The organism is Streptococcus sp. HMSC077F03, from assembly GCF_001812375.1.
GTDB lineage: Bacteria > Bacillota > Bacilli > Lactobacillales > Streptococcaceae > Streptococcus > Streptococcus oralis_S.
In genome coordinates this window covers 367,686-384,579 of sequence record NZ_KV808793.1, presented here as the reverse complement: position 1 = coordinate 384,579, position 16,894 = coordinate 367,686, and the positions used below count along the sequence as shown (strand labels likewise).

At 40.4% G+C, this 16,894-nt stretch carries 17 protein-coding genes and 2 pseudogenes; 17 read left to right on the top strand and 2 right to left on the bottom strand.

The genetic code is table 11. The features are described 5' to 3' along the window. Positions 1 to 62: 62 nt before the first annotated feature. Positions 63 to 983 (bottom strand): type I pantothenate kinase, encoded by a 921-nt coding sequence (gene coaA, locus HMPREF2853_RS07085; RefSeq protein WP_070535429.1) that lies wholly within the window; start codon positions 981 to 983, stop codon positions 63 to 65. 196 nt (positions 984 to 1,179) lie between these two features. On the opposite strand from coaA, the gene HMPREF2853_RS07080 reads away from it, so the two are divergent. The 9 genes from HMPREF2853_RS07080 (at position 1,180) to HMPREF2853_RS07040 (ending at position 9,534) form a co-directional block, all read left to right on the top strand. After that, a complete protein-coding gene (locus tag HMPREF2853_RS07080) occupies positions 1,180 to 1,584 on the top strand; it encodes a hypothetical protein (protein ID WP_000698118.1) in 405 nt (134 codons plus the stop codon). A 200-nt stretch (positions 1,585 to 1,784) separates the two neighbouring features. After that, positions 1,785 to 2,375: a class I SAM-dependent methyltransferase gene (locus tag HMPREF2853_RS07075; RefSeq protein WP_080568689.1), complete on the top strand. Its 591-nt coding sequence runs from the start codon at positions 1,785 to 1,787 to the stop codon at positions 2,373 to 2,375. Next, positions 2,372 to 3,649, top strand: coding sequence for a pyrimidine-nucleoside phosphorylase (locus tag HMPREF2853_RS07070; RefSeq protein WP_001202928.1), 1,278 nt, complete (start codon positions 2,372 to 2,374; stop codon positions 3,647 to 3,649). The genes HMPREF2853_RS07075 and HMPREF2853_RS07070 overlap by 4 nt, the downstream gene beginning before the upstream one ends. Before the next feature lie 19 nt (positions 3,650 to 3,668). After that, positions 3,669 to 4,331: a deoxyribose-phosphate aldolase gene (gene deoC / locus HMPREF2853_RS07065; protein WP_000773701.1), complete on the top strand. Its 663-nt coding sequence runs from the start codon at positions 3,669 to 3,671 to the stop codon at positions 4,329 to 4,331. Beyond that, a complete protein-coding gene (locus HMPREF2853_RS07060) occupies positions 4,318 to 4,707 on the top strand; it encodes a cytidine deaminase (protein WP_000246111.1) in 390 nt (129 codons plus the stop codon). Before deoC ends, HMPREF2853_RS07060 begins: the two co-directional genes overlap by 14 nt. Positions 4,708 to 4,796: 89 nt before the next feature. After that, complete coding sequence (locus HMPREF2853_RS07055; RefSeq protein WP_070535427.1) at positions 4,797 to 5,852, top strand: BMP family lipoprotein; 1,056 nt, start codon at positions 4,797 to 4,799, stop codon at positions 5,850 to 5,852. 136 nt (positions 5,853 to 5,988) lie between these two features. Continuing rightward, positions 5,989 to 7,524, top strand: a complete 1,536-nt coding sequence (locus HMPREF2853_RS07050) for an ABC transporter ATP-binding protein (RefSeq protein WP_000929834.1) — start codon at positions 5,989 to 5,991, stop codon at positions 7,522 to 7,524. Beyond that, positions 7,517 to 8,575, top strand: a complete 1,059-nt coding sequence (locus tag HMPREF2853_RS07045) for an ABC transporter permease (RefSeq protein ID WP_000038681.1) — start codon at positions 7,517 to 7,519, stop codon at positions 8,573 to 8,575. Before HMPREF2853_RS07050 ends, HMPREF2853_RS07045 begins: the two co-directional genes overlap by 8 nt. A gap of 2 nt (positions 8,576 to 8,577) precedes the next feature. Further along, positions 8,578 to 9,534, top strand: coding sequence for an ABC transporter permease (locus HMPREF2853_RS07040; protein WP_000029140.1), 957 nt, complete (start codon positions 8,578 to 8,580; stop codon positions 9,532 to 9,534). Positions 9,535 to 9,568: 34 nt separating this feature from the next. Here the strand turns inward: HMPREF2853_RS07040 and plsY are convergent, their stop codons facing one another. Next, positions 9,569 to 10,210, bottom strand: a complete 642-nt coding sequence (gene plsY / locus HMPREF2853_RS07035; protein ID WP_049500527.1) for a glycerol-3-phosphate 1-O-acyltransferase PlsY — start codon at positions 10,208 to 10,210, stop codon at positions 9,569 to 9,571. 135 nt (positions 10,211 to 10,345) lie between these two features. Between plsY and parE the strand changes: the two genes are divergently transcribed. From parE to HMPREF2853_RS07000, 8 genes and pseudogenes are all read left to right on the top strand, one after another. Next, positions 10,346 to 12,289 carry a DNA topoisomerase IV subunit B gene (gene parE / locus HMPREF2853_RS07030; RefSeq protein ID WP_000037295.1) on the top strand — a complete coding sequence of 648 codons (1,944 nt, stop codon included), beginning with the start codon at positions 10,346 to 10,348 and terminating at the stop codon, positions 12,287 to 12,289. A 28-nt stretch (positions 12,290 to 12,317) separates the two neighbouring features. Beyond that, the gene (locus HMPREF2853_RS07025; RefSeq protein ID WP_000725494.1) at positions 12,318 to 12,668 is read left to right on the top strand and encodes a lipoprotein; all 351 of its coding nucleotides are present in this window, start codon (positions 12,318 to 12,320) and stop codon (positions 12,666 to 12,668) included. 256 nt (positions 12,669 to 12,924) lie between these two features. Continuing rightward, positions 12,925 to 13,092, top strand: a pseudogene (locus HMPREF2853_RS10200) (hypothetical protein); the annotation flags it as partial. Between the two features lie 66 nt (positions 13,093 to 13,158). After that, on the top strand, positions 13,159 to 14,277 hold the full coding sequence (locus tag HMPREF2853_RS07015; protein WP_070535425.1) for a hypothetical protein: 1,119 nt from the start codon (positions 13,159 to 13,161) through the stop codon (positions 14,275 to 14,277). Positions 14,278 to 14,638: 361 nt separating this feature from the next. Next, positions 14,639 to 15,295, top strand: a complete 657-nt coding sequence (locus tag HMPREF2853_RS07010) for a DUF6261 family protein (protein ID WP_261674241.1) — start codon at positions 14,639 to 14,641, stop codon at positions 15,293 to 15,295. 63 nt (positions 15,296 to 15,358) lie between these two features. Continuing rightward, positions 15,359 to 15,733: a GNAT family N-acetyltransferase gene (locus tag HMPREF2853_RS07005; protein ID WP_000586880.1), complete on the top strand. Its 375-nt coding sequence runs from the start codon at positions 15,359 to 15,361 to the stop codon at positions 15,731 to 15,733. Between the two features lie 66 nt (positions 15,734 to 15,799). Then, positions 15,800 to 16,018 (top strand): annotated as a pseudogene (locus tag HMPREF2853_RS10100) (GNAT family N-acetyltransferase); the annotation flags it as partial. A 16-nt stretch (positions 16,019 to 16,034) separates the two neighbouring features. Further along, on the top strand, positions 16,035 to 16,883 hold the full coding sequence (locus HMPREF2853_RS07000) for an aminoglycoside 6-adenylyltransferase (RefSeq protein ID WP_070535422.1): 849 nt from the start codon (positions 16,035 to 16,037) through the stop codon (positions 16,881 to 16,883). Positions 16,884 to 16,894 lie beyond the last annotated feature (11 nt).

Here is a 16,894-nt window from a genome sequence, read left to right as displayed (position 1 = left end):
TTACCTCCATATTTACTAACTATACCATTATATATGAAAACTTAGGTTTTGACAAGGGGAAATTATTTTTTTAGGTAAATTTCATCGATTTCATGGTTTTTAGTCTTGTGGAGAATGACCTCGGCGCGATTCCTTGTTGGTTCGATATAGTTTTGTAGATTTGTGAGATTAATGCTGGTCCAAACCTGGTGTGCAAAGGCTTCAACTTCTCCAATTGGCATTTGTGTAAAACGGTGGTAGTAGCTGTTGGGGTCATTTTGGGCAAAGCTGAGTAGTTTCAAGAAACGATCCAGATACCAACTTTCAATGTCCTCGACAGCAGCATCCACATAGATGGAGAAATCAAAGAAATCAGTGATGTAAAGGCGCTCATTTTGAGGGTTTTGAAAGACATTGATGCCTTCGACAATAACAAAGTCAGCAGCTTTGACACGTTGTTTCTCTCCAGGAACGATGTCATACACTTCATGAGAATAGACAGGAATATCGACATCTTGTCCATTCTTTAGGCGATCAAGAAAATCCAGTAAAGCTTCCATATCATAACTTTCAGGAAAACCTTTGCGATTTAAGATATCTTGGTCCATCAAGGTTTGATTGGGATAGAGAAAGCCGTCAGTTGTCACCAATTCTACAGTAGCATCAGTAACTGTACGAGAGAGAAGGATTTGCATAAGTCGGCTAGTTGTTGATTTTCCTACAGCTACACTTCCTGAAACTCCAATAATGAAGGGTTGAGATTTACTCTCTCTTTGGAGAAAAATCCCCTTAGAAAAGGCTAAATCCTCTTTGGTGCGTTTGTAAATTTGGATGAGATGAGCTAAAGGTAAATAAATATCTGTCACATCTTGCAGACTAATCTGGTCATTGAAACTCTTTATGGATTCTAGTTCCTCTTCTGTCAAAGGAGGTGTTGTCTTTCGATGTAAAGATTGCCAAGTCTGGCGACTGATTTTTTCAAAATGTAAAAATTCGTTGGTCATTGTTTTCCCCTAGATCTTTTGTCTATCATACCATAAAAAGCTAAAAAAATAAAGCGGTTTCTTGATGGTAGTAAGTCAATATCGTATAATAGAGATGGAGGTTGAATAGTTTAATGATTAGATAGGGAATTGTTTCTGAAGAGTTATCAGTTATTAAAAGTGGGTTTTTTAGTTCACAACTTATAGGAGGTGTGTCATGAAAATCTTAAAAAGTTATATATTGGAACTCTGTTTTATTTTAAGTTTTGCCTTACCTTTTATAAGGGGAGCGAATGCGGATAATGGTAGACGCTTTGTAGAAACCTATTACGGTTTTACTTTTTTGATGGAACATGCCATTGTAACAGTTGTCTTTATCTGTTCGCTCTTGATTGCTTGGCTAGTAAAAAAGCAGTGGACGAAATGGCTTGCTGCCGGCAGTTATCTATTTTTGATTTTGTGGATTGCTACAGAAGGATATCTATTCCGTATGTCACTAGAAGATTTGATACGACTTTGGACAAGTTTGGAAATCTTGACACAAACTTATCAGTTAGGTTTTTATCTAAACATCATATTGGGAATCTTGTTGATAATAAAGTATTTTAAGGTTAAGCAATAGTAAAAATGTACCTGATTGTAGACGATCTGTTTTTTTCCTGACTATGATAATTTGTAGTTCCCGATAGATTGTAATGTATTTCTAATAATTGAAAGAGATTGAAGAAAAGGTTTTTTGGCTAGGATTCTTCAGTTTTTTTCATTTGATCATCACTTTGTAAACGATTTACAATTCAAGCCAAATTATGGTAAAATAGTTTTATGAGTAAAATGTATTATGCAGAAAATCCTGACGCTGCTCACGACATTCATGAGTTGAGAGTGGAGTTGTTGGGAGAAAACATGACCTTTTTGACGGATGCGGGTGTTTTTAGCAAGAAAATGGTTGACTTTGGGAGTCAGCTTTTGCTCAAGTGCCTAGAGGTCAATGAAGGAGAGACGGTCCTTGATGTGGGTTGTGGTTATGGGCCATTGGGCTTGTCATTGGTCAAGGCTTATGGAGTTCAGGCGACCATGGTCGATATCAATAATCGTGCCTTGGACCTAGCGCGACAAAATGCTGAACGTAATAAAGTGGAAGCGGCGATTTTCCAATCCAATATCTATGAACAAGTTGAAGGGGAATTTGACCATGTTATTTCCAATCCGCCGATCCGAGCGGGCAAACAGGTTGTTCATGAGATTATCGAAAAGAGCAGAGATTTCTTGAATGACGGAGGAGATTTAACCATTGTCATTCAGAAAAAACAAGGAGCTCCAAGTGCTAAAAGTAAGATGGAAGACGTTTTTGGAAATTGTGAAATCGTAAAGAAAGATAAGGGATATTATATCCTTAGAAGTGTGAAAGAATGAGAGCAGTTGATTTAATTCAAAAGAAACGAGATGGTCAAGAACTGACTGCAGCTGAAATCAAATGGCTGGTAGAAGGCTATGTGGCAGGAACTGTTCCAGACTATCAGATGTCTGCTTTTGCTATGGCTGTTTATTTTAAAGGAATGACCACACGTGAGATTTCTGATCTGACGATGAATATGGTCAAGACTGGTCAGGAGTTTGATTTGTCAGCTATTGATGGGGTTAAAGTTGACAAGCATTCGACTGGTGGAGTAGGTGATAAGGTGACCTTGATTCTGGCTCCCCTTGTTGCGAGTTTCGGTGTGCCCGTTGCTAAAATGAGTGGTCGTGGCCTCGGTCATACTGGTGGGACAATTGATAAATTGGAGTCCATTAAGGGCTATCAAGTTGAGCGAAGTCAAGAAGATTTCATTCGTCAGGTACAAGATATTGGTGTATCTGTCATTGGGCAGTCCGATCAGCTGGTTAAAGCAGATAAACTTCTCTATGCCCTTCGTGATGTGACAGCAACTGTCGACACGATTCCTTTGATTGCTAGTTCGGTGATGAGCAAGAAAATTGCTGCAGGAGCGGATGCCATTTTGCTAGACGTAACGGTCGGTGAGGGTGCCTTCATGAAGACGGTTGATGAGGCGCGCGAATTGGCTCAAACCATGGTGGATCTTGGTAAGGCTGTTGGTCGAAAGACAGTAGCAGTCATTACCGATATGAGCCAACCCTTGGGAAGAGCTATTGGCAATCGTCTCGAAATCCTTGAGGCATTGGAGATTTTACAAGGGAAAGGCCGTCAGGATATTACCCACTTTATCTGTGAATTGGCTCAGATTATGCTTGGCTTGGCTGATGTTGAGAAAACGATCGAGGAAATCCGTCGACACCTGGAAAATGGCCAAGCACTGGCTAAGTTTGAAGAAATGGTAGCAGCACAAGGCGGTGATTTAGAAGATCTCTATCGTCCAGTCAAGGTTGCTCATGTGGTGGAAATTCCAGCTCAGGAAACAGGTGTTATTTCAGCTCTTCCAGCTATGGAATTTGGGCTCTATGCCATGAGACTAGGAGCTGGTCGTGCAGTCAAGTCTGATGACTTGGACTATGAAACAGGGATTGTTTTTGAAAAGAAAGTTGGAGACTCCGTTCAAAAAGGAGAAATTGTTGCAAAAGTTTATACAAATGGAAAAATTTCTTCTGAACTAGTTACAGAATTTCAAAAATATGTTAAAATAAATGATGGAGTGCAAAGTTTACGAGAAATTATAGAAATTATCTCATAAAACCAGGGAGAATCCGAATATGAAGTTAAATAAATATATTGATCATACGCTTTTAAAGCAAGATGCAAGCCAAGAACAAATTGATCGTTTGCTATCTGAAGCGCGTGAGTATGACTTTGCCAGCGTTTGTGTCAATCCCACATGGGTGAAACATGCGAAAACAGGACTTGAAGGCTCAGATGTAAAGGTTTGTACAGTAGTAGGTTTTCCTTTGGGAGCAACAACTTCAGCTGTGAAAGCTTTTGAAACAAAAGAAGCTGTCCAAAACGGTGCAGACGAGATTGATATGGTTATCAATGTCGGTGCCCTCAAATCAGGCAATCTGGATTTGGTTGAATCGGACATCCGTGCTGTCGTAGAAGCAAGTGGTGATAAGTTGGTGAAAGTCATTATCGAAGCTTGCTTGTTGACAGACGATGAAAAGGTTGTGGCCTGCCAATTATCCCAGAAAGCAGGCGCTGACTTTGTCAAAACATCTACAGGATTCTCAACTGGTGGTGCCACTATTGAGGATGTTCGGTTGATGCGTAAAACAGTCGGGCCAGATATGGGAGTTAAGGCAGCTGGTGGAGCTCGTTCATATGCGGATGCCGTTGCTTTTGTGGAAGCAGGTGCTACCCGTATCGGAACATCAGCTGGCGTTGCGATTTTAAAAGGAGAATTGGCTGATGGCGACTACTGAGTTGATTGAACTAGCCATTGAAACCAGTAAACAAGCCTATGTACCCTATTCTCATTTTCCTATTGGAGCTGTTTTAGTAGCCAAGGATGGTAGTATTTATACGGGTGTAAACATCGAGAATGCTAGTTATCCCTTGACTAATTGTGGAGAACGTACTGCTATTTTTAAAGCAGTTTCGGAGGGGCAACGGGAGTTTTCAGAATTGATTGTCTACGGACAAACTGAAAAACCCATCTCACCATGTGGTGCTTGCCGCCAGGTCATGGTTGAATTTTTTGAACAAGATCTAAAAGTGACTTTAGTCGCTAAAGATAAATCGACGGTCGAGATGACGGTCGGGGAGTTACTTCCATACTCATTTACAGACTTAAACTAGTCTGAGTCACTCTCTGAGTGATGCGGTCCTTGTGGCCAACCAATCCATACTTGCAACATCGTTGCACATCTTATTTAGGAGGTTCAGTAATGAACAAGAAACAATGGCTAGGCCTTGGTCTAGTTGCAGTAGCAGCAGTTGGACTTGCTGCATGTGGTAACCGCTCTTCTCGTAACGCAACTTCATCTTCATCAGAAATGAAGACCAAAGCAGCAATCGTAACAGATACTGGTGGTGTTGATGATAAATCATTTAACCAATCAGCTTGGGAAGGTTTGCAAGACTGGGGTAAAGAACACAATCTTTCTAAAGATAAAGGTTACACTTACTTCCAATCAACAAGCGAAGCAGACTATGCTAACAACTTGCAACAAGCGGCTGGAAGTTACAACCTGATCTTCGGTGTTGGTTTTGCCCTTCACAATGCAGTTGAGGAAGCAGCAAAAGACCACTCTGACCTAAACTATGTCTTGATTGATGATGTGATTGAAGGTCAAAAGAATGTTGCGAGCGTAAGATTTGCGGATAACGAAGCAGCTTACCTTGCTGGTGTTGCAGCAGCAAAAACTACAAAAACAAAACAAGTTGGTTTTGTAGGTGGTATCGAATCTGAAGTTATTTCACGTTTTGCAGCTGGATTCAAAGCTGGTGTTGAGTCAGTAGACCCATCTATCAAAGTCCAAGTTGACTACGCTGGTTCATTTGGTGATGCTGCCAAAGGTAAAACAATTGCAGCAGCTCAATATGCTGCCGGTGCAGACGTTGTCTACCAAGCAGCTGGTGGTACAGGTGCTGGTGTCTTTGCTGAAGCAAAATCATTGAACGAAAACAAAAATGAAGACGAAAAAGTTTGGGTTATCGGTGTAGACCGTGACCAAGCAGCAGAAGGTAAATACACTTCTAAAGATGGTAAAGAATCTAACTTCGTTCTTGTATCTACATTGAAACAAGTTGGTACAACTGTAAAAGATATTGCCAACAAAACAGAAAAAGGTGAATTCCCTGGTGGACAAGTGATTGTTTACTCATTGAAAGATAAAGGGGTTGAGCTAGCAGTAACAAACCTTTCAGAAGAAGGTAAAAAAGCTGTTGAAGATGCAAAAGCTAAAATCCTTGACGGAAGCGTAAAAGTTCCTGAAAAATAATGGATAAAAGTCATTTCTTAGGAAGCGGCCATCGGTCGCTTCTTTAAGAATTGAGGCAATTTTTGTCTCAATAGAGCTTGTTAATGTGATTAGCAGGTTTTATTGAAATAAAATAAACCTCTGAAAGGAAGAGCATATGGCACACGAAAATGTCATTGAGATGCGGGATATTACCAAGGTGTTTGGTGAATTTGTAGCAAACGACAAAATCAACTTGCAACTGCGAAAAGGTGAAATCCATGCACTTTTAGGAGAAAATGGAGCGGGTAAATCCACTCTGATGAATATGCTGGCAGGACTTCTTGAACCAACAAGTGGTGAAATTGTGGTGAATGGTCAGGTTGTAAAACTAGACTCACCATCTAAAGCCGCTGGTCTTGGAATTGGGATGGTTCACCAACATTTCATGTTGGTTGAAGCTTTTACAGTAGCTGAGAATATCATTTTAGGGAGTGAAATCACTAAAAATGGTGTTCTAGATATAGCTGGTGCTACTAAAGAAATCAAGGCTCTTTCTGAACGTTATGGTTTGGCAGTAGATCCTGCTGCTAAGGTGGCGGATATTTCCGTTGGTGCCCAACAACGTGTAGAAATCTTGAAAACACTCTATCGTGGTGCTGATATCCTTATCTTTGACGAACCTACAGCCGTATTAACTCCTTCAGAGATCGATGAGTTGATGGCAATCATGAAAAACCTTGTCAAAGAAGGGAAGTCCATCATTTTGATTACCCACAAGTTAGATGAGATTCGTGCAGTATCGAATCGAGTGACAGTTATCCGTCGTGGAAAATCTATCCAGACGGTTGAGATTGCAGGAGCAACCAATGCGGACTTGGCAGAAATGATGGTTGGACGCTCAGTCTCCTTTAAAACGGAAAAACAAGCACCACAACCCAAAGAAGTGGTCTTGTCTATCAAAGACTTGGTTGTCAATGAAAACCGCGGTGTACCAGCAGTGAAAAATCTATCCTTGGATGTTCGTGCTGGTGAAATTGTTGGTATTGCAGGTATTGATGGCAATGGTCAATCTGAACTCATTCAAGCCATTACTGGTCTTCGTAAGGTTGAGTCAGGTAGCGTTGAATTAAAAGGCAAATCAATCGTGGGGATGCATCCTCGACAAATTACTGAACTAAGCGTGGGCCACGTTCCAGAGGACCGTCACCGTGATGGCTTGATTTTGGAGATGATGATTTCTGAAAATATCGCTCTTCAAACCTACTACAAAGAACCACTCAGCAAGAACGGTATTTTAAACTATGCCAATATCACTTCACATGCTAAGAAATTGATGGAAGAGTTTGACGTCCGTGCTGCCAGTGAATTTGTTCCAGCAGCAGCTCTTTCAGGAGGAAATCAACAAAAAGCGATTATCGCTCGTGAGATTGATCGTGATCCTGATCTCCTTATCGTCAGCCAGCCAACTCGTGGTTTGGATGTCGGTGCCATTGAATATATCCACAAACGTTTGATTGAAGAACGTGATAACGGGAAGGCTGTCCTTGTTGTCAGCTTTGAATTGGATGAGATTTTAAATGTCTCAGACCGAATTGCTGTTATTCACGATGGTAAGATTCAAGGTATTGTATCGCCAGAAACAACTAACAAACAAGAACTTGGTGTCTTGATGGCAGGTGGAAACTTGGGAAAGGAGAAGAGTGATGTCTAAAAAATTACAACAAATTTCGGTTCCCTTGATTTCCGTATTCTTAGGAATCTTGCTCGGAGCCATTGTCATGTGGATCTTCGGATATGATGCTATCTGGGGTTATGAGGAGTTGTTCTATACAGCTTTTGGTAGCCTCCGTGGAATTGGAGAAATTTTCCGTGCCATGGGTCCTCTTGTCTTGATAGGTCTTGGTTTCGCAGTTGCCAGTCGAGCAGGTTTCTTTAACGTTGGGCTTCCTGGTCAAGCACTTGCAGGCTGGATTCTCAGTGGTTGGTTTGCCTTATCAAATCCAGATATGCCACGTCTCGTTTTGATTCCATTAACAGTGATCATTGCTTTGATCGCAGGTGGAATTGTTGGTGCGATTCCAGGTATCCTCAGAGCCTATCTCGGTACATCAGAGGTTATCGTGACCATCATGATGAACTACATTGTATTGTATGTGGGAAATGCCTTTATTCATGCCTTTCCTAAAGATATTATGCAAAGTACAGATTCAACGATTCGTGTTAGTGCCAACGCTACATACCAGACACCATGGTTATCAGAGTTGACTGGAAATTCCCGTATGAATATCGGAATCTTCTTTGCAATCATTGCTGTAGCTGTGATTTGGTTCTTGCTAAAGAAAACGACTCTCGGTTTTGAAATTCGTGCAGTTGGTCTCAATCCCCATGCCTCAGAGTACGCTGGTATTTCAGCAAAACGTACAATCATTCTATCAATGATTATCTCTGGTGCTTTGGCTGGTCTTGGTGGAGCGGTCGAAGGTCTTGGAACTTTCCAAAACGTTTACGTTCAGGGATCATCATTAGCTATCGGATTTAACGGGATGGCAGTTAGTTTGCTTGCTGGAAATTCACCAATTGGAATTCTCTTTGCGGCCTTCTTATTTGGAGTTTTGCAAGTAGGAGCACCGGGTATGAACGCTGCGCAAGTTCCATCTGAGCTTGTCAGCATTGTAACAGCGTCTATTATCTTCTTTGTCAGCGTTCACTATATTATCGAACGCTTTGTCAAACCTAAAAAACAAGTTAAAGGAGGTAAGTAAGGATGTCTATTACAACATTACTCACCCTCTTGGTCTCTTCTATGCTGATTTACTCAGCACCACTTATTTTTACGAGTATCGGAGGAGTCTTCTCTGAACGTGGTGGTGTCGTTAACGTCGGTCTTGAAGGAATTATGGTTATGGGAGCCTTTTCTGGGGTTGTCTTTAACCTTGAGTTTGCAGAACAACTTGGAACAGCGACTCCTTGGATTTCCTTGTTAGTTGCTGGTATTGTGGGAGCTATTTTCTCTCTCATCCATGCAGTCGCTACAGTTCATTTCCGTGCGGACCATGTTGTCAGTGGTACAGTATTGAACTTGATGGCTCCTGCCCTAGCAGTTTTCTTGGTTAAAGTTCTTTATAACAAAGGACAAACGGATAACTTAAGCCAGACTTTTGGACGTTTTGATTTCCCAGTTTTGGCTGATATCCCTGTGATTGGAGATATCTTCTTCAAGTCAACCAGTCTACTAGGTTATATCGCGATTGCCTTCTCTTTCCTTGCTTGGTTTATTCTCTTTAAGACACGTTTTGGTCTTCGTCTTCGCTCTGTTGGTGAACACCCTCAAGCAGCGGATACCTTGGGGATCAATGTCTACAAGATGCGATATCTTGGGGTTGTTATTTCAGGTTTCCTTGGTGGAATTGGGGGAGCGATTTATGCTCAATCCATTTCAGTTAACTTCTCAGTGACAACTATTGTCGGTCCTGGATTTATCGCCCTTGCTGCGATGATCTTTGGTAAATGGAACCCAATTGGTGCTATGCTTTCTAGTCTTTTCTTTGGACTTTCACAAAGTTTGGCAGTTATCGGTTCTCAATTACCTTTCCTACAAGGAGTGCCAGCGGTTTACCTTCAAATCGCGCCTTATGTCTTGACTATCCTTGTCTTGGCAGCCTTCTTTGGAAAAGCAGTTGCACCTAAGGCAGACGGTATCAACTACATCAAGTCAAAATAAGCATACAAAAAAACGTCAGTTTCAAACTGGCGTTTTATTTTTTTGGATTTTGATGGGTTAGGTTCAACCCCCAAGGGACAAGATTTTCAGTTTTATTTTTGATACGTGTGATATTATCCTTGTGACGAATGATAATCAAGCTAGCAAGTGCTAGGATAATCAGAATGAAGAGAGGGTCATAGCTGTTTAGGATAAAACCAAATAGTGGAAATAGGAGAACTCCGATAACGGCTGCGATAGAAGCGGTAACGCTAGACAGTGAAATCATACTGCCTAGATAGAGGCTTCCAAAGAATACGATTGCTAGATAGAGACAGAAAACAGGCGCAAATCCGAAAATCACTCCAGCACTGGTTGCAACAGCCTTGCCACCCTTAAATCCTGCAAAGATAGGGAAAGTATGTCCAATCACAGCCAAAAGTCCAAATACAAGAGGTGATATACCTTGAAGGTGGAAAAGAATAGGAAGGAGAGTGGCCAAGGTCCCTTTACAGAAGTCAATCACAAAAGTTGCCATCCCTGCTTTCTTACCCAAAATACGGAAAGTATTGGTCGTACCAGTATTTCCAGAACCATGTTCACGCAGATTTGTTTGAAAGAAGATTTGTCCAATCCAGAGACCAGACGGAATCGAACCTAGCAAATAAGCTAAAATTAATAATACAAATGTCATCATAGACCTATTATACCATGAAATGGTATCGAAAGTCAGAGAATATCCTGTGAAATTGTGACAGCTGAAAGGGAAAAGCTTTGCAAAATTGCTAGAAAACCTGTAAAATAGAAAAGATGAACAAATAGGAGGTTCCTTGTGTCAAAAAAGGAAATCAATATTAATAACTACAATGATGACGCCATTCAGGTGCTAGAAGGGTTGGATGCGGTCCGTAAACGTCCGGGGATGTATATTGGATCGACTGACGGTGCTGGTCTCCATCACCTAGTCTGGGAAATTGTGGACAATGCAGTCGATGAGGCCTTGTCTGGATTTGGTGACCGCATTGATGTGACCATCAATAAAGACGGCAGTCTAACGGTTCAAGACCATGGTCGAGGGATGCCGACTGGGATGCATGCTATGGGAATTCCAACTGTTGAGGTTATCTTTACCATTCTCCACGCTGGAGGAAAATTCGGTCAGGGTGGCTACAAAACATCTGGTGGTCTTCACGGAGTCGGTTCTTCGGTTGTTAATGCACTCTCAAGTTGGTTGGAAGTTGAAATTACCCGTGACGGTACAGTCTACAAGCAACGTTTTGAAAATGGCGGGAAACCCGTCACAACCTTGAAGAAAATTGGTACAGCACCCAAGTCTAAGACAGGTACCAAAGTCACTTTCATGCCTGACGCGACGATTTTTTCTACGACTGACTTCAAGTACAATACCATTTCAGAACGTCTCAATGAGTCAGCCTTTCTCTTAAAAAATGTTACCTTGTCTTTGACAGATAAGCGAACAGATGAAGCAATCGAATTCCATTATGAGAACGGGGTACAAGACTTTGTTTCTTACCTCAATGAAGACAAGGAAACCTTGACGCCAGTCCTATATTTTGAAGGCGAAGACAATGGTTTCCAAGTGGAAGTTGCCCTCCAGTACAATGATGGATTTTCAGATAACATTCTATCCTTTGTCAATAACGTTCGTACTAAAGATGGTGGAACGCATGAGACAGGACTTAAGTCTGCCATTACTAAGGTCATGAATGACTACGCTCGTAAGACAGGGCTTCTCAAGGAAAAAGATAAAAACCTTGAAGGGTCAGATTACCGTGAAGGTTTAGCAGCCGTTCTATCTATTCTGGTTCCGGAAGAACACCTCCAGTTTGAGGGTCAGACAAAGGACAAACTTGGAAGTCCTCTGGCTCGTCCAGTTGTGGATGGGATTGTGGCTGATAAGTTGACCTTCTTCCTTATGGAAAATGGGGAACTGGCTTCCAATCTCATTCGCAAGGCTATCAAGGCGCGTGATGCTCGTGAGGCAGCTCGCAAAGCGCGTGATGAGAGCCGAAATGGTAAGAAAAATAAAAAAGACAAGGGCTTGCTTTCTGGTAAATTGACTCCAGCCCAGTCTAAAAACCCTGCAAAGAATGAACTCTACCTAGTTGAGGGGGACTCTGCCGGCGGTTCTGCCAAGCAAGGTCGTGATCGTAAGTTCCAGGCTATCTTACCCCTTCGAGGTAAGGTTATCAATACAGCCAAGGCTAAGATGGCGGATATCCTCAAAAATGAAGAAATCAATACCATGATTTATACCATCGGTGCGGGTGTGGGAGCAGATTTTTCTATTGAAGATGCCAACTATGACAAGATCATTATCATGACCGATGCGGATACAGATGGTGCCCACATTCAGACCTTGCTCTTAACCTTTTTCTACCGCTATATGCGTCCACTAGTCGAGGCAGGACATGTCTATATCGCCCTTCCGCCTCTTTACAAGATGTCCAAAGGCAAAGGCAAGAAAGAAGAAGTAGCTTATGCTTGGACGGACGGAGAGCTAGAAGAACTCCGCAAGCAGTTTGGTAAAGGCGCTACCCTTCAACGCTACAAAGGTCTAGGAGAGATGAATGCGGACCAACTCTGGGAAACAACCATGAATCCAGAAACCCGCACTCTTATCCGTGTCACGATTGAAGACCTAGCACGCGCAGAACGTCGCGTTAATGTCCTCATGGGAGATAAGGTCGAACCACGTCGTAAGTGGATTGAGGATAATGTCAAGTTTACGCTGGAAGAAGCGACAGTATTTTAATAAATTTTAGAATTACAAAGGAGTTATGATGAAAAAAATATATGCTGTTCTATTAGTTGCTTTTATGGCTGTTATTTTATCTGCTTGTGCCTCGAAGGAGGCATGGCTAAAAGGTACATGGACTAGTAATCAAACAAATTCTAAGTATGAATTTAAAGAAGAAAGTGGGAAGTGGACTATTTTAAGTGGTGAAAGCAAAATAGCTGAGGATCTAGAAGTAAAGGATCGTAAAGATTCGGTTGTAAACTTAGTTGATGATAATGGAATTCGATATCAGGTTGAAAAGAAAGATAAAGATACAATTCATCTTGAAATATTTAATTCAGACGGACTTTCTGCTACTAATGGTCAAGGCTTCGAATTTAAAAAGGATCAGTAAAATGACAAAAAGGTTAATCTTTAATTTTAACTAAACATTAGGTTATTTCAGCTAATAAGCAAAGTAAGATTTCGTTTTATAGAAACTGTGACAGGATTGTTGGATTTTGAATTATATCACAGGTATCAAAAATTATACAGGTAAAGTTTGCTAATCTATTTCCAAGTTAACTACTTTCAATAATGAAGGAAAGGAAACCTTGACGCCAGCCCTATACTTTGAAGGAGAAGACAATGGTTTTCAAGTGGAAGTTGTCTTCCAACGATACAAGGGTTTTGGTGAGATGAATGCGGACCAACTCTGGGAAACAACGATGAATCCAGAAACCCGCACTCTTATCCGTGTCACAATCGAAGACCTAGCACGCGCTGAACGCCGTGTCAATGTCCTCATGGGAGACAAGGTCGAACCATGTCGCAAGTAGATTGAAGACAATATCAAGTTTACGCTGGAGGAGAGTGGGGAGATGGTATTTTAGGGAGGAAAATGGATGTCTAATAAAAAGAGTCAAAAAGTTAAGATTCCAAGAAAGGTGAAAGAAAATTTAAAAAACGATATCAGTAATGTTGAAAATACAAAAATTGAATTACCTCAATTACCGCAGCCATTTCTAATCAGACAAGAAGAACAGAATAAACCTTGGTATAAAAATACATCAATTATTATTTCATTGGTTTCGCTTGTAATTACAGCCCTCATGAGTTATCAAACTATTGATAACAATCTAAAAAATCAAGAGAATAATCGTCAAACTCAGGAAAATAATAAAAAAAATTTAGAAAGAAATAGCTATTTAGACACTACAAATTTTAATATCGTCCAAAATTTATGGCAGGACAATCCAAGCTACACTCTATATAATGAATCACAAAAGCCACTATCCATCCCTCCACAGCCGTCTTATTTCATGTATGTTCCAGCAAAGTTATATTATATTTTTAAAGATGGAAGTAGAAGGTCAACACTTATTCTTTTACCTACTTCTTATGAAAATGTTATAAGTCAAACAAGTACAGGTAAAACAATTGATGAAATTGAGACGTCAGTTTTGCCGAAAAACTTTTTTGGTAAACTAGGTGCTAGGGATTTGAGACAAAAAATATACGGGAAACCAGGTTCGGATGATATTGCATTCGAATTGAGAGTTTATCCCTTCTTGGCGATATTTACTAACATTGAATATTCTTATAAAGATAATCCATCTAAGATAATGACTGAAAAATTTTTAACTACCCCCTTTGGAAGAGAACCCCTTTCAGATGATAGATATGAAGATTTAAAAGACTACACAAAAAATATATCTTATTTTCCTGAAAATGAGATGGTAATTAATGGCGATGAAAATATTTATGACCACACTTTTAAATATCTTGATAAGGAATTTAGTAGACTTAGACTATTGTTAAACAGTGGAAATAAATTTTCTGAGGAAGATAAGCAAAGACTGTTAGTACTATTAGGAGTTAAATGGAATGTCGATGATCTTACAATGGAGAAGGAATTTAGTTTTGAAAGATCTTTACCAGATGACAATAACTTCCATGCGTTAAGTCGTTATCTCTCTGATAAAGTTATTAGTGTATTCGATCCTCTGTATCCAGACTATTAATAAATATATTTCCATTAAGAAAAGTATTGTAAAATTAGACTTCCATTTTACCTAATTTTCTAGAAACCTTGTTTAGGATAAATTAAGACTATCCAATTTTCAACCAGAAATTTTTGGGGGAAATTCCAATTAACCGAAAATCAGATATGTGTTTTTTGGGGAAAAGGTGAACTTTCTTTTTTGGCATTTGAAATTTTGACGTAAGAAATATTTTCCGAAAATCAGACGAAGTAAAAAGTACATTAAAATAAAAAAATTAGGAGATTATCCAGATGAAAAAATTTATGAAATTAGCAGTTTAGATACAAAAGCATTAGAAAACAACGAATTCTTCCAACTTCTATCTGAGAGCAAGGACGAGTTGGAGGCTTTTACAAAAGCCAATAAGTCTGAGCAGGTTTACGCAGCGAAGCTTGAGGATATGGAAAAACTTCTTGAGACCTTGCAAGCTGGTTTGCACCGTTCCAAGGCCAGTCAAACGGTGGCTAGTCTGGAAGCGTCTGATCGTGAGCGTGATGATGCGCTTTCTACCTTGACTAGTTTGGTCAAGGCCTTCTCTCGTGTGAAAGAGGCAGGTAGCAAGGAAGCTTACGACAAACTCAGCAAATTTTTCAAAAATTATGCTGGGCTAACGAGTATGAGCTACGAAAAAGAGACAGAAGCTATTAACCATTTGCTCAATGAGCTAAAAGATACTGACTACCAAACTGCCCTTTCAACTCTGCATTTGACAACTCATGTAGAAACCTTGACAAAGGCGCAGGCTCAGTTTGAAAAAGCCTATAAGGAGCGCTTGGCTGAGCAAAAAGGCAAGGCACCTAGTCAAAACAAGGAAGTCCGTGCGAAACTGCAAGAAATCTATGACTTCCTTGTGGATTTTTCTGCAATCAACGCCTATGCTTATCCAGATAAAAAGCAGTATGCCGATCTCCGTGACCATCTCAACGCTATTCGTAGTCGCTATAAAAAACGCAAGCCAGCTAAGAAGGCGAGGGAAGAAGCGACGGAGAGCAACTAGAATATAACTAAATTTGAGTTGAAAAATTGTTAGTGGTCGCATCGGATTTGAAAGGAGTAGAAAATGATAATCAGACCTGCAAGCACAAAAGATTGTCAAGCTATTTATTCCCTTTATCAAAATGAAAAATGGCTTTCTTTTACAGAGGAAAAAGTGACATCATTATTTTCAACAAATCTGTCCCATTACTTGGTGCTTGAAGAGGACCAGAAAATCCTTGGCTTTGCACGCTACTTGACAGATGAAGTCATGACGACCTTTTTAGCTGAGATTATCATTGATAAAGCCTATCGCGGAAAAGGATTGGGACAGCAGCTGATTGAGGAGATCCACAAAAAATATCCTTTGACACGGATTGAATTAATATCTGAAGCAGATGGATTTTATCGGTCAATAAGTTTTAAGCCTGTTGGTACAGGATTTAGAAAATCTGAATGAAAGGAGACAGCCAATGACGCTTGACAACAAACTGGGTCTGACAGATTCGCTTGAACTAGCCAAGATGGTTATGCGACGGAGGCGGCCCAAGCCTGTCTAGACTTTGCTTTTCAGCAGGCTGGCTTGTCAGAAGTTTACTCTTTTACATCCTTACTCTATCAACTTTCGCAAAAAGTCAAGCAAAAACTGAGCATGGAATTTGTCAAAGAATTTGATAATTAAAAAGTTCCAGCAGACAGTCTGCTTTATAGACATGTCCTCTACAGAATCAAGAGTTTCCACTAAAAAGGCAGGTATTCCCATGAGAACTGAAACCGAGATGTTTAATGTGATTTTGCAAACCGCAAAAGTGCTACAGGTTGATGCTGTGGCTCTATCTGGTTCACGTACAAACCAAAAGATTCAAACAGATGAATTTCAAGACTATGATGTTGTCTATATTGTGGATGACTTAGATTATCTGACGAGGGATCTTTCTTGGCTGACCCAGTTCGGCAAACGTATCATCGAGCAAGAGGTTACTCTGGGACATCGCCGTCTCTACCTCATGCTTTTCGAAGATGGCAATCGGATTGATTTAACCCTCTGCCCCAAAGACCAAATTCAAGAGTGGTTAGAAAACGAAGCGGATTTCACGGTACTAGAGGATCCTAAGGGTTTGTTTGAGTCTTATTATCCCAGGCCAGAACGTTTCTGGATACATCCAGCTAGTGAGATGGATTTTAAAAAAACTTGTAATGAATTTTGGTGGGTGTCAGCTTACGTGGTTAAAGGAATTTGTCGCAAGCAAGTCATCTATGCTACTGACCATCTCTATGGGATTTGTCAGCAAGAACTCTTGAAGGTCGTGGCTTGGCAAGTTGCAGCTGATAAGGGGACGATTGATATTGGTAAGAACTATAAATATCTCTTTAACTATCTACCTGCTGAGAAAGAGAAACAATTCTCGAACCTACTTGATTTCTCAAGTTTAGAAAAACTCACTCAGTCTTTATTTGCTACCATGGAACTTTTCCACCAAGAAGCTCAATTCCTTGCTCACAAGATGGGATTTGACTATGATATGGAAGTAGCTGAGAAGATAATCGAGTATGCTGAGGAGAGACTTTCAAATCACCAACTAAATAAAGTATATATTTTAAAAGATTAAACTACAGAAAA

Coding starts and splice junctions, on each gene's coding strand:
- HMPREF2853_RS07005 (WP_000586880.1), top strand. CDS start 15,359: ATGATAATCAGACCTGCAAGCACAAAAGATTGTCAAGCTATTTATTCC.
- HMPREF2853_RS07080 (WP_000698118.1), top strand. CDS start 1,180: ATGAAAATCTTAAAAAGTTATATATTGGAACTCTGTTTTATTTTAAGT.
- HMPREF2853_RS07015 (WP_070535425.1), top strand. CDS start 13,159: ATGTCTAATAAAAAGAGTCAAAAAGTTAAGATTCCAAGAAAGGTGAAA.
- HMPREF2853_RS07075 (WP_080568689.1), top strand. CDS start 1,785: ATGAGTAAAATGTATTATGCAGAAAATCCTGACGCTGCTCACGACATT.
- coaA (WP_070535429.1), bottom strand. CDS start 983: ATGACCAACGAATTTTTACATTTTGAAAAAATCAGTCGCCAGACTTGG.
- HMPREF2853_RS07045 (WP_000038681.1), top strand. CDS start 7,517: ATGTCTAAAAAATTACAACAAATTTCGGTTCCCTTGATTTCCGTATTC.
- plsY (WP_049500527.1), bottom strand. CDS start 10,210: ATGATGACATTTGTATTATTAATTTTAGCTTATTTGCTAGGTTCGATT.
- HMPREF2853_RS07000 (WP_070535422.1), top strand. CDS start 16,035: ATGAGAACTGAAACCGAGATGTTTAATGTGATTTTGCAAACCGCAAAA.
- HMPREF2853_RS07025 (WP_000725494.1), top strand. CDS start 12,318: ATGAAAAAAATATATGCTGTTCTATTAGTTGCTTTTATGGCTGTTATT.
- HMPREF2853_RS07070 (WP_001202928.1), top strand. CDS start 2,372: ATGAGAGCAGTTGATTTAATTCAAAAGAAACGAGATGGTCAAGAACTG.
- HMPREF2853_RS07055 (WP_070535427.1), top strand. CDS start 4,797: ATGAACAAGAAACAATGGCTAGGCCTTGGTCTAGTTGCAGTAGCAGCA.
- deoC (WP_000773701.1), top strand. CDS start 3,669: ATGAAGTTAAATAAATATATTGATCATACGCTTTTAAAGCAAGATGCA.
- HMPREF2853_RS07050 (WP_000929834.1), top strand. CDS start 5,989: ATGGCACACGAAAATGTCATTGAGATGCGGGATATTACCAAGGTGTTT.
- HMPREF2853_RS07060 (WP_000246111.1), top strand. CDS start 4,318: ATGGCGACTACTGAGTTGATTGAACTAGCCATTGAAACCAGTAAACAA.
- HMPREF2853_RS07040 (WP_000029140.1), top strand. CDS start 8,578: ATGTCTATTACAACATTACTCACCCTCTTGGTCTCTTCTATGCTGATT.